Raw genomic sequence first — 14,261 nt, 5'->3', positions numbered from 1 at the left:
CGACGGCAAGGGCGAAAGCTGCCTCTACGAGGGCCGCGTCCTCGATCTCGACGGCAATCCGGTCGAAGGCGCCAGCATCGACGTCTGGTCCGACAATGCCGACGGCTTCTACGACGTGCAGCAGCCGGGCATCCAGCCCAGGTGGAACAATCGCGGCATCTTCGTCACCGGCCCGGACGGCCGATACCGCTTCACCGGCATCAAGCCGGTCTCCTATCCCATTCCCGACGACGGGCCGGTCGGGCAGATGCTCGCCCATCTCGGACGCCATCCCTACAGGCCGGCGCACATGCATTACCTGGTCAGGGCCAAGGGCTTCCAGAAGCTCGTCACCCACACCTTCGTCGGCGACGACCCCTATCTCCAGTCCGACACCGTCTTCGGCGTCAAGCAGACCCTCGTCGCACCCTTCGAACGCCTCAAGAACGCTCCGACGCTCTGGCGATCCCCCTTCGATTTCGTCCTCGCCACGGCGTGACCGACGGCCGCCCGCGAGCTCGCGCCTGACGGACATGCCCGCCCGAAGAGGGCGGACCGGAGACCCCTTTTCATTCATTTGCAGCCTGGAGGAGAGATATGGCTGAGACTTCGAAAATCGTGAATGTCGATCGATTGATCGACGAGGGGCGCTGGACGTCCTTCCAGACCCTGACCGTGGGGCTATGCGCCGCCGTCGTCGTCCTCGACGGCTTCGACACGCAGGCGATCGCCTATGTCGCACCCGTCCTGGCCAAGAGCTGGGGCTTGACGCCCGCGGCTTTCGGGCCGGTCTTCGCCGCCGGCCTTGTCGGCATGATGGTCGGAGCGCTCTCGCTTGGCCCGGTCGCGGACCGGCGAGGGCGCAAGCTCGCGATCCTCGTTTCGGTCGCGCTGATGGGGCTCTTCTCACTGGCGACGATGTTCGCCACGTCGGTCGAAGCGCTGCTGGCGCTGCGCTTCCTCACCGGCCTGGGCCTTGGCGGCGCCATGCCCAACGTCATCGCGCTCAGCGCCGAATACACGCCGGCGCGCTGGCGGTCGACCGCCGTCGGCGTCATGTTCTGCGGCTTTCCCTTTGGCGCCGTTCTCGGGGGACTGCTCGCCGCGCAGATCATTCCCGCATATGGCTGGGAAAGCGTGTTCCTCATCGGGGGCGTCGTGCCGCTCCTCCTGCTGCTCGTGCTGGTGCCGATATTGCCGGAATCGGTGCGTTTCCTGGTCGCCCGACGCGATGCGGGAGCGACTGTCGCACGGCTGGTGGCAAGGGCCGTTCCCGACGCGAACGTGACGGCGGAGACCCGCTTCGAAACGGCTCAGAAGGCCGATGGCGGCAACCGGGCCGCCGCCCGGGCCGAACTGTTCGGCGCCGGCCGGATCGCCGGAACGTTCATGCTCTGGGCAGCCTTCTTCATGAACCTGCTGATGTATTACTTCCTCATCAACTGGCTGCCGCTGACGCTGCAGCAGGCGGGCATCGACCTGTCGAAGGCCATTCTCTTCACGGCCCTGCTCAATGTCGGGGGAATTGTCGGCACCATCGTGCTGGCCCGCGTCATAGACCGCATGGGTTCCTTCCGCATTCTCTGGCTCGTGCTCCTCTCCGCCGCGGTCGCGATCGCGGCCGTCGGTTATGTCGGCGCGCAGGGCGGCCTGCCGCTGGGCATCGCCATCTTCATCGCCGGCTTCTGCGTCAACGGCGCCCAGAATAACATGAACGCGCTGGCCGCCGGCCTTTACAGCACCCCGTCGCGCGCCACGGGCGTCGGCTTCGCCCTCGGCGTCGGCCGCATCGGCTCCATTCTCGGCCCGGTGGTGGGAGGCGCGCTGCTGGCGGCGCAGATGCCCCTGCAGACGCTGTTCGCGATCGGCGCGCTGCCTGCGATCGTCGCCGCAATCGCCATATGGGGCCTGACCCGACGGGCCCAGCCGGACGGCCCCGTGCGGTCCGAGCTCGCCCATTGACCCGTCAGTCCTGCCCGATCCGGAGCCGTTCCGGATCGGGCATCCAGCCATGACCGTCATCAGGAGATCATCCTTGCCCAACGCGAAAATCTATATCGACCATGCCGTCTGGACCCGCCATGCCGAGGACATCGTCGCCCTCCTGCCGCAATTCCGTGAGTTGCTGTGCCGCGAATTGCGGGTAGGTCCGGATGCGTGCCAGATCGTGGCGGTTCCCGTGTACGGGCTCGGGGACCAGCCGCATGTCAACGTCGAACTGCACATCCTGCCGGCTCCGGAGCGGACAGGCGCTGTGCTGACGGCACTCGGCGAAGCGCTGCGGCGACTGCTGGCGGACGTCGTGACGGAGAAAACGGCGGTGCGCATCACCACGCTCGATCCGCAAACCTACATCGCGCTGAAATCGTAGAGGGCCGCGCCGGGAATAACGCCACGCCGGCCCGATCCGATCTCATGCCCTTGCCGATCGGGTGGACCTGCCGGGCGGCGCCGACACGATGCTGCCACCCGCCTCATCCGCAATGCGGACATGGCGTGTGAGCCATGGACATCGGGATCGTGTAGCCTCCTTCCAACGAAGTCCGCCTTCGCTGGAAAATATACATCTCCGCCTTGGACACCTTATCCCGCGATCTGGAAGAAATGGCCCTCCCCGGCCACCTGATAGCGGCGCTTCGGAGGCACGTAGCCGGCCGCGCGGATGGGGCTTTTGAGCTCGTCGCTCGCGGCCATGCGCTTCTCGCGGCGGCGATCCGGGTCAGGCACCGGCACGGCCGCCATCAGCTTCCTGGTGTAATCGTGCTGCGGATTGCCGAAGACGGCGGCGCGCGGGCCGATCTCGACGATCTCGCCGAGATACATGACCGCGACGCGGTGGCTCACCCGCTCCACCACGGCCATGTCGTGGGAGATGAACAGGAAGGCGAGGTTGAGGCTCTGCTGCAGGTCGAGCATCAGGTTGATGACCTGCGCCTTGATCGACACGTCGAGCGCCGAGACGCTTTCGTCGGCAACGATCACCTTCGGCTGAAGGGCCAGCGCGCGGGCGATGCAGATGCGCTGCCGCTGGCCGCCGGAGAACTCGTGCGGGTAGCGGCTTGCCATGTCCGGCGTGAGCCCCACCTTGCGCAGCATGTCGGCGACGACCTCCCTCGCCTCCCTCGGCGCGCCCATCCCGTGTTCGAGATAGGGTTCCGCGATCGCCTGGCCGACCGTCATACGCGGATTGAGCGAGGCGAACGGGTCCTGGAAGATCATCTGCACGGATTTGCGCATCTCGCGCATTTCCCGTTTGTCGAGCGCAAGCATGTCGCGCCCCTCGACCGTGACCGAACCCTGGTCCGGCTCGATCAGCCGCATGATGGCGCGGCCCGTCGTCGACTTGCCGCAGCCGGATTCACCGACCAGTGACAGCGTCTCGCCGGCGAAAAGATCGAAGGAGACGTTCTCCACCGCATGAACCCGGCCGTTCAGCCGCCCGAACAGGCCGGAATGGATATCGAAACGCTTGGTCAGCCCCTTCACCTCGAGGATCGGCCTGTCCTTCGTCACCGTATCCGGCACCTCGACCGGCGTGTCGGACAAACCGGTCGCGGTATTGACCACCGGGAAACGCAGCGGCCGCTCGTATGCCTGCATCGAACCCAGCACCGGCACGGCCGAGAGAAGCGCCCGCGTATAGGGATGCCTGCCGCGATGGAAGATATCGGCGGTCGCCCCCGTCTCCACCTGCTCGCCGCGATACATGACCACTGTGCGGTCGGCGATCTCGGCGACGACGCCCATGTCGTGGGTGATGAACAGGACGGACGTCCCCTCCTCGTCCTGCAGCATCTTGATCAGGTCGAGGATCTGGCCCTGGATCGTCACGTCGAGCGCCGTCGTCGGCTCGTCGGCGATCAGGAGCTTCGGTTTCGAGGCGAGCGCCATGGCGATCATCACGCGCTGGCGCATGCCGCCGGAAAAGCGGTGCGGATATTCGTCGAAACGCGAGGCGGCCGATGGAATGCGCACCTTTTCCAGCAGCCGGATCGTCTCGGCCTTTGCCTGCGCCGCCGACATGTCCTTGTGGCAGAGCAGCGCCTCGGAAATCTGGTCGCCGATGGTGAAGAGCGGATTGAGGCTCGTCATCGGCTCCTGGAAGATCATCGACACGTCGTTGCCGCGCACCTTGCGCATCTCGCTTTCGGGAAGCGAAAGCAGGTCGCGGCCGCCGAGCGTGATGCGGCCCTCGATACGGCTCGAGTCCGGCTGCAGCAGCCGCATGATCGAGAGCGACGTGACGCTCTTGCCGGAACCGGATTCGCCGACGATCGCCACCGTCTCGCCCGGCGCGACCGAGAAGGAAACGTCACGCACCACCGGTCTCCACTCGCCATCCACCAGGAAGGAGGTGGTGAGGTTCTGGACGGACAGAACCGGGGCTGCGGCTTGCAGGGTCTTGGTTTCGGTGGCGGTCATGGTCGTTCCCTTTTATCTATCGCTTTCCATGTGCTTGCCGGACAAGGGGAATGCGGTTCGAGAGGCTGGCTCTCCCCTTCTCCCCGGCGGGGAGAAGGGAGAGCCCATCCGGTCACCGACCTCTCAGTCCGGCCAGCGCAGTGCGCTGTCGAAGCGGTGGCGGCTGCGGTCCTCGAAGGGCGTCGCGATGATCTCGTTGGAAGCACGCGCCTTGTCGAGTTCCTCCGCCAGACGGTTCGCGACGATGGTCTCCTGCCCGGGATGCAGGTTGCAGGGGTCGAGGTAGAAATGGTGATGCTCCACCTCGTGGTCGCGGACGATGACCGGCGGTTCGCCGCGTCCCAGCGCCGCGGCGAGATCCCAGGCGGTGATATGCGCTTCCGGCGGCGAGATGATCACCCGCATGCGGTCGAGCGGATTGTTCGTCGGGTCCGGCTCGATCAGGGCGGTCACGCCGGGGCGGCCGTCGAGCGTCCGTTTCCAGAGGTTCAGGTAGCCGGTCTCGCGCTCGCGGATACCCGCATGGTCGCGCTTCTCCCATGCCTCCAGCGCCGCCATGACGCCGTAGATGCTTTCCTTGCCGACCTTCATGCCGCGGCCGATGCCCATGTTCTGCAGGAAGGCGTTGCGGACAAGCTCCTTCCTGCCGGCGACGATGCCGGACGTCGGGCCGCCCAGGAACTTGTGGCCGGAATAAAGCGCGATATCCGCCCCCTGCGCCAGGAAGAGCTTGAGGTCGTATTCCGAGGCTGCGTCGACGATGACCGGCACGCCCCTGGCATGGGCGATCTCGACGAACTCGACGAGGTTGAGCAGGCCGTAATCGACCACATGATGCGACACGACGTAGACGGCGGCCGCCGTCTTCTCGGTGATGGCGTTTTCCATGTGGAAGCGGTGCGTCGAGGTCGCCTGGCCGATCAGCACGACCTTGCCGCCGGCAAGCCGGATCGCCTGGTCCACCGGCGCGCCATAGCTCACCACATGGCCCGTCTGCACGAGGACCCCGTTCTTCTCCGGCGTGACATCCGGCAGTTTTTCGATGGCGAGCAGGTTGTTGCCGGTGATGGCGCCGGCGACCGCGAGGCTGATGCCGGACGAGCAGGAGGCCGTGACGAAGCCCGCCTCGCCGCCCGTCAGCCGCGCGATGACCGCGCTCGCCTTGCGCTGCAGGTCATTGATTTCGACGAATTGCGGCAGGATCGCCCTCATCGCCGCGATCGCTTCGGGAACGACGATCGAGGCGCCGAGGCTGGTCATCGTGCCGGAAACATTGATGACCGGGCGAAGGCCGATCCGGGTGCGGATATCATCGGACATTTTCATCTCTCCAAAGTGTCGGCAGGCTGCGGATTGCCATCGACAGCTATGCCATAGTAATGTAATAGCCTCCCGAGATCAGGCGAGGAGCCCCGAGAGGAATACCGAATTGGACGCCAAGACTTCATCCGCAGCACTCTCCGAAGACGCCGTCCCGGCGGAAGAAGCAGGCGCCAAGGGCGTGCGCCGCTCGCGCGTGAGCGGCATCGACCGTGCGCTGCAGGTGATCGACTATCTTTACGAAACCGGTTCTCCGGCAGGCGCCTACGCGATCGCCAAGGCGGTCAAGGCGCCACTGTCCACCGTTTACGTGATCATCGACGACCTCGTCGAAAAGAACATGCTGGCCCGCAATGCGGACGGCTCGATCTGGCTCGGCGCGCGGCTCTACCATTACGGCCTCGCCTATGCGCGGTCGCTGGATTTCATGAGCGTCGCCACCCACGAGATGCACGACCTCTGCCGCGAGGCGGGCGAGACGGTGCAGGTCTGCGGCCGCGACGGCGACTACATGCTGGTGCTCGCCATGGCGGATGGCCCGAGCCATTTCCAGGTCGCCTCCCGCGTCGGCACGCGCGTGCCGCTCAACTGGACGGCCTCCGGCCGGCTTCTGGTCGGGCATCTGCCGGAAGGCGAGCGGGTCGAGCTTTTCAAGCGCTGCGCCCGCACCTCGCCCACCGGCCGGGCCGAGATCGATGCGCGCACCCTGTCGGATACGGCGGGCAAGGCTTTTGACGAGCGGCTGTCGATACAGGTCGCCGAATCCGATTATGCGGTGGCCTGCATCGCCTCCCCGATCGTCGATCGGGACAACCAGTGCGTCGCGACCATTTCCATCGTGCTGCCGGAACAGAAGGTCTTTTCCGACGAGAACCACTACGCGGAGCATGTGCGCGCCTCCGCGCGGCGGATCGAGAAGCTGATGGGCTGGCGCAACCACTGATCTCATCCCCCTCAGTCGTTCAGCGAGACGATCGCCTCGATCTCCACGGTGATGTTGCCGGGCAGCGAGCCGAAGCCGACGGCGGAACGGGCGTGCTGTCCCGCCTCGCCGAAAACCTCGATGAAAAGGTCCGAGCAGCCGTTGATGACGTTCGGGTGATCCTGGAATTCCGGCACGGCATTGACCATGCCGAGCAGCTTCACCACCCGCTTGACCCGCGAGAGATCGCCGAGCGCATCGTGCATCACGGCCAGCAAGTTGACACCTGTCAACCGGGCGTGCTGGTAGGCCTGCTCGACGCTCACGCCGCCGCCGACCTTGCCGGCATGGAGATGGCCGTCCACCTCGCGCGGTCCCTGCCCGGAAAGATACAGCAGGTTTCCTTCGCGCACATGCGTCACGAAATTGGCGATCGGCGGCGGTGACGGCGGCAGCTTGATGCCGAGCGCCGCCAGGCGGTCGTAGGGGGTTTGTGCCGCGGGTTGCAGACCCGATGCGGCCTTAGCTGGAGACGTGTTCACGCAAACTCCTGTCATGCCTATTTCAGAAAATGCCGGCTCACCGCCACGAGTAGCCGTGGCTGTGGCGAACCAGCTTGCGCGCGCGCGGGATGTAGCGGCTCGCGGCGATCGCCTCCGATCCGATGACCGCGTAACGCGGCTCGAACAGCTTGTTGAGGCGCGAGACATCGCCGTTGGAATCGGTCGCCTCGAGATCGGCGTCGACGAGGTCGAAGACGGTGAAATCCGCCCGTTCGCCGACCGTCAGCCGGTTCTCCATCGACAGACCGATGACCGAGGCGGGGTTGCGGGTGACGGCTTCCACCACCTTGTCGAACGGCATGCCGACCGAGAGCAGCTTGGACATGGTCGTCGCGAGATCCCAGACCGGGAAGTTCATCGAATGGCCGTGCAGGTCCGTCGAGATCGAGAACGGCAGCAGGCCGCGCCCTATCGCCGCTTCCGCCACCTTGAAGGAGAAGGACGCGCCGCCATGGCCGATATCGAGGCGGATGCCCTCGCCCGCGCAGCGTTCGGCGAGATTGTAGAGATCCTCGTCCTCCATGATGCTCGAACCGGCCTTGCCGTTGAAGCAATGGGTGACGACATCGCCGGGGCCGAGGATTTCCAGCACCTCGTCGTAAAGCGCCGGCGGCTCGCCGACATGCACCATCATCGGCACTTTCAGGATCTTGGCGATCTTCTTGCCGAGCTTGACCGGCGTGACGCCCCAGGAACCGGTGATGACATGGCTCGCCCGCACCTTGATGCCGACGATATGCTCCTTGTTGTCAGCGTAGCATTCGAGGATGCGGTCAAGATCGATATCCTTGATGTCGCGCAGTTCCGGGACGCGGTTGCAGGCGACGAGACCGATGGAGCCGAGGTTCAGGAAGGCCTTGATGCGCTCCCTCGACGGCTCGATGATGTATTCGCGGAAGCCGTGGAAATTGGCCTCGCCGGCGGAGCCCGCATCGACCAGCGTGGTCACGCCGCGCTCGGCGCCGCATTCGGACGGGCGGATCGAGATGTCCGTGCCGCCGTGCCAGATATGGACGTGCAGGTCGACCCAGCCCGGAGAAATCCAGGCGCCCTTGCCGTCGATGCGCTCGGCACCGTCGGAAGCGGCAAGGGACGTACCGATCGCGGCAATCCTGCCGTCGGCGCCGACGAGGATGTCGGTCGCGGCGCCGCCTGTCCGCGAGGGGGGCGTATTCGCACCGAAGGCCATCGGCCTTACATTGGTGAGGAGGAGCGGCTTGCCCGCCTTTTCACCGGTCATTTCAGAGGTCCTTTCGAAGTCTGGGATCGAGCATGTCCCTGAGGCCGTCGCCGACCATTTGCAGCGAGAGCACGCAGGCTATGATGGCGAAGCCGGGGAAATAGGTCATCCAGTCGGCCTGGCCGATATACTGGCGGCCGGCGGAGATCATGGTTCCCCAGGTCGGGATTTCAGGGCTGACGCCGAGGCCGAGGAAGGAAAGGCCGGCTTCGGCAAGCATGGCGCTGGCGAACAGGAACGTCCCCTGCACCAGAATGGGCGACACGAGATTGCGCAGCACATGCCGCGTCATGATGTGGAAGGTGGAGATGCCGAGCGCCTTCGCCGCCTCCACATAGGGCAGTTCGCGGATCACCAGCGTCGAGGCGCGGACGATGCGGGCGAGCCGGGGCGCATAGACGATCGAAAGCGCCACGATCACCGTCACCAGCGACGGCCCGAGAGCCGCGACGAGCGCGATCGCCAGCAGGATATCCGGAAAGGCCATCATCGCGTCGATCAGCCGGGCGATCGGCGTATCGAGCTTCTGGAAGAAGCCGGCGAGCAGGCCGAGCATCACGCCGATCGCCGCCGAGAGCACGACGACCGCAGCCCCCACCAGCAGCGACAGCCGGCCCGCATAGATGGTGCGCGAGAAGATGTCGCGGCCGAATTCGTCCGTGCCGAACCAGAAGTTTTCGCCCGGCGGCTTCAGCCGGTTGACGATCGACAGTTTCGACGGCGAATAGGGCGCGATCCAGGGGGCGAAGACCGCCAGCAAGACGAAGATCGCCAGCACGATCACGCCGATCGCGACGGTCCTGCGCCTCAGCAGGCGGCGAAGGAACCTGGCTCTCTCGCTGACGGCGGGTTTTTCGCCGGCGGTGGTTACGATTTCGGCCATCGGCAGCGCCCCCGTTAATAGCGCACGCGCGGATCGACCAGCAGGTAGAGCATGTCGATCGCGAAGTTGATGAGGACGTAGAGGCCGGCGATCACCAGCAGCGCCCCCTGGATCACCGGATAGTCGCGGCGCAGCACGGCCGATACGACCAGATTGCCGACGCCCGGCAGGCCGAAGACGGTCTCGGTCACTACCGCGCCGGAGATCAGCACGGCTGCGGTGAGCCCGATCACGGTCAGGATCGGGATGAGCGCGTTCTTCAGCGCATGTTTCAGCACGACGCGGCGCTCGATCAGGCCCTTCGCCCGCGCCGTGCGGATATAGTCGTCGCCGAGGACATCGAGCATGGAGGCGCGGGTGAAGCGCAGGATGAGCGCGGAGGAGACGAGGCCGAGCGCGAAGGCCGGCAGCGTCAGGTGATACATGCGGTCGAGGAACGAGGCCCCCGGCCCGCCGTAACCCGAGACCGGGAAGACGTTCAGCCTGACGGCGAAGAACTGCATGAGAATAAGGCCGAGCCAGAAGCTCGGAATGCTCGCCGCCAGCATGGCGGCGGTGGTCGCCGCCTGATCGACGAAGGAACCCCGCCGGTAGGCGGCGTAGATCCCGATCGGCAGCGCGATGACGCTCGCGATCGCCAGCGAGAAGATCGTCAGGAAGAAGGTCGGCTCGGCGCGGTCGAGAAGGGCCGATCCCACGGGCATGTTGAGGAAGATCGACTGGCCGAGGTCTCCCTTCAGAAGCTGGCCGATATAGAAGACGTACTGGACGAGGATCGACTGGTCCAGGCCGAGCCGGGTCCTGAGTTCGGCGATGTCCTGCGGGGTCGCGTCGGGGCCGAGCATGACGGCGGCCGGATCGCCGGGTGTCACGCGCACGATCACGAAGACGATCGTGACGACGAGGAACATCACGACGATCATGCCGGCGAGGCGCTGAAGGATGTAACGTATCATGGGGCAGGTTCCTCTGTCCGCAGCCGGACAGGACCGGGAGCGGATGCCGGTGCGAGACCGGGCATCCGCGTTCCTCGTGCTTACTTCTTGATCGAGGCGTTCCAGAAATACGGCCACGGAGCCGGATCGACGCCTTCGAGCTTCTTCGACTTCGCCGCAACCGCGTTGAAGTCGCCGATCTTGATCAGCGGCAGCTCGTCATAGATCGTCTTCTGGACATTGGCCCACAGCGCGACGCGCTTTGCGGGATCCGCCTCCGACGTGAACGGATCGACGGCGGCCTTGCGGGCTGGCGTATCCCACCAGCCGGGAGAACTGGTCGAAAGCGCGCCGATCAGCGCCGGCTCGGGCAGGAAGGGGCTGTGGGTGATGTAGATGTCCCACAGCTTCGGGTCGGTGCGGCGCTGGGTCAGCGTCGCCCAGTCGACCACCTGCATGTCGACCTTGAAGCCCGCAAGCTTCAGGTATTCGGCGGCAACCTGCGCCATCTTGTAGTGGAACTCGTACTGGCGGCTCGTCAGGATGCGAAGCGGCTCGCCGTTGTAGCCGGCGGCCTTCAGCGCCTCGGCCGCCTTCTCCGGGGCGGCGAGGTTGTAATTGCCCTCCACTCCGGCCTCGGTATGCCAGCCGTAGTTCGAAGGATAGAAGGCGCCGTCGAGCGCGTAGAAATCCTTGCTGCCGAAGGCCGCGGCCAGCATGTCCTCCATGCTCAGCGCCTGGGTGATGGCCTTGCGGACCTCCAGCTTGGAGGAAAGGCCTTCCTTGGTGTTGAAGACGAAGACCGGATAACCGAAGGGTTTCAGGAGCATCGGCGCGGAGGCTGAAGACGCCTTCAGCTTGTCGAAGGATTCGACCGGAATGGAATCGACGTAGTCGTACTGACCGGAAACGGCCGCCTCGACGCGGGTATTCGGATCGGGAACCGGCACGAAGCGGATCTCGTCGAGATACTGGTGGCGGGCGCCGCCATAGCCGTCGCTTTCGCCGGAGCGGGGCTTGTAGCCCTCGAAGCGGGCAAGCTGGATATACTGGTCCGCCTTGCGCTCCTTGAGCATGTAGGGACCGGTGCCGACGAATTCCGTCATCGGCTCGGCCTGCTTTTCGGCCGGAACGACGATGGCGGCGGAGTTGTTGAAGGCAAGCAGGGAGACGAGCGGGGCGTAAGGCTGCTTCAGCTTGATGGTGACGGTTGCCGGATCGGCGGCGGCGATCGACTCGATGAAGCCGGCGGCCTGCTTGCCGCGCGAGGCAAGCTTGGTCCAGCGCTGCAGCGACGCCAGCACGTCTTCCGACGTCATGTCGCTGCCGTCATGAAACTTGATGCCGGTGCGCAGCTTGATCGTGTAGGTCTTGCCGTCGGCGCTGATCTCGGGAAGGCTCTCGGCCAGAAGCGGCGTCACCTTCCAGCTCGTGTCGAAGGTGTAGAGGGTCTCGAAGATGTGCTGCGTGACGATGCCCACGAGGTCGGCCGTCGAGACCATCGGGTCGAGCGTCGGCGGCTCGCCGATCGTCGCAACATTGATGACGCCGCCCTTCTCCTGCGCCATGGACAGCGAAGGCGCTGCGATCAGGGCCGTCGCAACGAGGAATGCAAGCTTCAATTTCATTGGAGTCTCCCGTTCTTTGTTCCACAATTATGATATATAAGACTTTATAACAGAATACAGGACGCGCGAACCGTGTCAATGCCGCACCGCCATCCCTGCGGTGGATCTCAAACGCACTGGCAGTGTCGCGATTTCGGGAAATGGGAATGGAGGGGAATGGCCCGGTCGCTGCGGGTTCTCGATGCCCTGTGGCCGGGCACGCGGGCAACGTGCCGGACGGTCGGCGGCAGGCTTCCGCCGTCGCGTCGCCACGGCCCTGGCGTTCGGTCTTCGGAAAGGGAGACGGGTCCATTGCCCGGACACGGGGACGGGTCCCGGACCGGTCGCCGGGAAGTCATGCGGCATCGATGGCGATATCGCGGCCGGCGTCACCGGGTGACCGCACGTCAATCGCCGGAGGCGGATCGAAAGGGCTTGCCTTGCGGTTTATGGCAGCGTTCCGGGCTTCAGCCCGATACCTGCACCGGCGTCTGCGGGAATCCGCCGAAATGCGTGCAGGTGACGGCCGCCGCGTCCCGTCCGGCTTCCAGACATTCCTGCAGCGACTTCCCCTTGAGGCGTGCTGCGATGAATCCGGCGATGAAGGTATCGCCGGCGCCGGTCGTATCGGAGACCTCGACCGGCCTGATGCCGGTTTCGGCGGTAGTGATGCCATCCGTGGCCAGGCTGCCCTGCGATCCTCGGGTGACGACGGCAAGGCGCGCGCCTTCATCGAGAAGCTGCCTGGCGAGCGCACTGGCCGCGCCGGGTTCCGAGCCGGCGGAGGCGAAGGCAATCGCAAGGCCGTCCGCGCCGGGATTGACGGTGATGTCCTGGGAAACGCTGACCCCGGCGGCATGCAGCCTGCGCCTGAGCACGCCGCCGTCGTCGAACCAGCCGATATGAACATGCCGCATGCGAAGCAGGAACTGCACCTCGTCTTCGGCCGGCCGGTAGCCGCGGCAGACGCCGAACTCCTCGAACGCGAAGATGCGGTCGCCGCCCTGGTCGAACTCGATCTCGGTATAGGCCGTCACGCCGTCGCGTATCTGCACATGATCGACCACCAGCCCGTTTTCACGGAAGCAATCCAGCATGCGGGCGCCATCGGCGTCCGGTCCCACCGCACCGAAATAGGCCGTCTTCAAGCCATGTTTTCGCAGATGCACCGCCACGTTCACGGCATTCCCGCCGACAGCCGACAGGCCGACCGGGGGCATGAACCTGTCGATGCAGTTGTCACCGACCGTCGCGACTTTGAATTCAGCCATGATGCTCTTCCAGTTGCAGAAACCGCCGCCGAAACCGGCGGCGGCAATATGAAGCAATCGGGATCAGTATGCGACCCGCTTGTAGTAGCGGCGGGTGACGAGCGGATGGTTGCGCATCACCTCGAGATGGGCGCTGACGCGTTCCAGCACCGTCGCCAGCACGATCGGCGAGACCAGAGCCCTTACCTCCTCGGAAAGCCCCGGCAGCGCGAAGTCCTTGCTGTCGAGGACCGTCAGCTTGTCGGTGTAGTTCGGAGCGAAGCTTTCGACCCGCTCGGCAAGCGGGCGATAGGCATCCTCACCCTTGAAGAGCATGACGCTGACGCCCTTTTCGACCAGCTCCAGCGTGCCGTGGAAAAAGTCCGAGGCATGGACGGGGCGCGTGCGAATCCACTGCATCTCCTCCAGGATGCAGGTGCCGTAGTAGAGCGCCGCCGGCCATACGTTCCCGCCGCCGGTGAAGATGTGGTAATCGGAGCCGGCGATCTTCGCGGCAAAGGTTTCCGCCTGCGGCTCGAAGCTGCGCTTCACCTCCAGAAGCAGTTCCGGCAGCGTCTGCAGTTCGGCGACGACGGCATCGTAACTGGCGATTTCCTTGCGGAACTTCATGACGGAAAGCGCCACGAACAGCGACTGGAGATAGAAGGATTCGCAGGACGTATCGTCCTCGGCGAAGTTGACGAAGACATGGTCGCCGCCCTTGCCGAGCGGGGTTTCCTCGTGGCCGACGAACGTCAGCACGGTCGCGCCGGTCTCCTTCAGCTTGGCGAGCATGGCGACGCTTTCCTTCGTCGTGCCCGAAAGCGAGGGCATGACGACGATCGACCTGGACGTCAGGTTCTTCGAGCCGCTGATGACCAGCTCGGCCGGATAATCGAGGAAGGTCGGAAAGCCCGAATTGCGCTGCAGGAGCTGGAAGGCGGGCTGCATGAGATAGGCGACACCGCCCGTGCCGAGGAAGAAGAGGTTCTCGGCGCCGCCGTTCAGGGCAGACGCGATGACGGTGTCGATCCGCGAGGCGAGCGAGGCGGCCCCCTTCTGGATCTTGAGGAAACGGGCTTCATCGAAGTTGAGCATGGGACATCCCTTTTTCTGCTTGGGGTAGGTATTGATGTTTCC

General features: G+C 65.1%; 13 protein-coding genes. 4 read left to right on the top strand and 9 right to left on the bottom strand.

The window, feature by feature from the left end:
* The 3 genes from ACFFP0_RS05400 to ACFFP0_RS05390 form a co-directional block, all read left to right on the top strand.
* Window positions 1-478: dioxygenase family protein (locus tag ACFFP0_RS05400; RefSeq protein ID WP_446692706.1), on the top strand; the 478-nt coding region annotated here is incomplete at its 5' end.
* A 98-nt stretch (window positions 479-576) separates the two neighbouring features.
* Window positions 577-1,941, top strand: coding sequence for an MFS transporter (locus tag ACFFP0_RS05395; protein ID WP_377257394.1), 1,365 nt, complete (start codon window positions 577-579; stop codon window positions 1,939-1,941).
* Window positions 1,942-2,014: 73 nt separating this feature from the next.
* Complete coding sequence (locus ACFFP0_RS05390) at window positions 2,015-2,350, top strand: hypothetical protein (RefSeq protein WP_377257392.1); 336 nt, start codon at window positions 2,015-2,017, stop codon at window positions 2,348-2,350.
* A 212-nt stretch (window positions 2,351-2,562) separates the two neighbouring features.
* On the opposite strand, the gene ACFFP0_RS05385 is transcribed toward ACFFP0_RS05390, so the two are convergent.
* Both ACFFP0_RS05385 and ACFFP0_RS05380 read right to left on the bottom strand, forming a co-directional pair.
* Window positions 2,563-4,401 (bottom strand): ABC transporter ATP-binding protein, encoded by a 1,839-nt coding sequence (locus ACFFP0_RS05385; RefSeq protein ID WP_377257390.1) that lies wholly within the window; start codon window positions 4,399-4,401, stop codon window positions 2,563-2,565.
* A gap of 123 nt (window positions 4,402-4,524) precedes the next feature.
* Window positions 4,525-5,721 carry an aminotransferase class V-fold PLP-dependent enzyme gene (locus ACFFP0_RS05380; RefSeq protein WP_377257388.1) on the bottom strand — a complete coding sequence of 399 codons (1,197 nt, stop codon included), beginning with the start codon at window positions 5,719-5,721 and terminating at the stop codon, window positions 4,525-4,527.
* Between the two features lie 109 nt (window positions 5,722-5,830).
* On the opposite strand from ACFFP0_RS05380, the gene ACFFP0_RS05375 reads away from it, so the two are divergent.
* Window positions 5,831-6,664: an IclR family transcriptional regulator gene (locus ACFFP0_RS05375; RefSeq protein WP_377257386.1), complete on the top strand. Its 834-nt coding sequence runs from the start codon at window positions 5,831-5,833 to the stop codon at window positions 6,662-6,664.
* An 11-nt stretch (window positions 6,665-6,675) separates the two neighbouring features.
* On the opposite strand, the gene ACFFP0_RS05370 is transcribed toward ACFFP0_RS05375, so the two are convergent.
* The 7 genes from ACFFP0_RS05370 to ACFFP0_RS05340 all read right to left on the bottom strand — a co-directional run bounded on the left by ACFFP0_RS05370 (window position 6,676) and on the right by ACFFP0_RS05340 (window position 14,219).
* Window positions 6,676-7,200, bottom strand: coding sequence for a RidA family protein (locus ACFFP0_RS05370; RefSeq protein ID WP_377257384.1), 525 nt, complete (start codon window positions 7,198-7,200; stop codon window positions 6,676-6,678).
* A gap of 22 nt (window positions 7,201-7,222) precedes the next feature.
* A complete protein-coding gene (locus tag ACFFP0_RS05365) occupies window positions 7,223-8,446 on the bottom strand; it encodes an amidohydrolase/deacetylase family metallohydrolase (RefSeq protein ID WP_377257382.1) in 1,224 nt (407 codons plus the stop codon).
* A gap of 1 nt (window position 8,447) precedes the next feature.
* Window positions 8,448-9,329, bottom strand: coding sequence for an ABC transporter permease (locus tag ACFFP0_RS05360; RefSeq protein ID WP_377257379.1), 882 nt, complete (start codon window positions 9,327-9,329; stop codon window positions 8,448-8,450).
* 14 nt (window positions 9,330-9,343) lie between these two features.
* Window positions 9,344-10,285: an ABC transporter permease gene (locus ACFFP0_RS05355; RefSeq protein ID WP_377257376.1), complete on the bottom strand. Its 942-nt coding sequence runs from the start codon at window positions 10,283-10,285 to the stop codon at window positions 9,344-9,346.
* An 80-nt stretch (window positions 10,286-10,365) separates the two neighbouring features.
* Window positions 10,366-11,892 carry an ABC transporter substrate-binding protein gene (locus ACFFP0_RS05350; protein ID WP_377257373.1) on the bottom strand — a complete coding sequence of 509 codons (1,527 nt, stop codon included), beginning with the start codon at window positions 11,890-11,892 and terminating at the stop codon, window positions 10,366-10,368.
* A gap of 446 nt (window positions 11,893-12,338) precedes the next feature.
* Entirely contained in the window at window positions 12,339-13,142 is an 804-nt protein-coding gene (locus ACFFP0_RS05345; RefSeq protein WP_377257370.1) for a PfkB family carbohydrate kinase, read from the bottom strand.
* A gap of 63 nt (window positions 13,143-13,205) precedes the next feature.
* Window positions 13,206-14,219, bottom strand: a complete 1,014-nt coding sequence (locus ACFFP0_RS05340; protein ID WP_377257367.1) for an SIS domain-containing protein — start codon at window positions 14,217-14,219, stop codon at window positions 13,206-13,208.
* Window positions 14,220-14,261: the final 42 nt, after the last annotated feature.

Source organism: Neorhizobium puerariae (assembly GCF_042429745.1).
Lineage (GTDB): Bacteria > Pseudomonadota > Alphaproteobacteria > Rhizobiales > Rhizobiaceae > Neorhizobium > Neorhizobium puerariae.
This window is presented reverse-complemented; position numbering and strand designations above follow the sequence as displayed.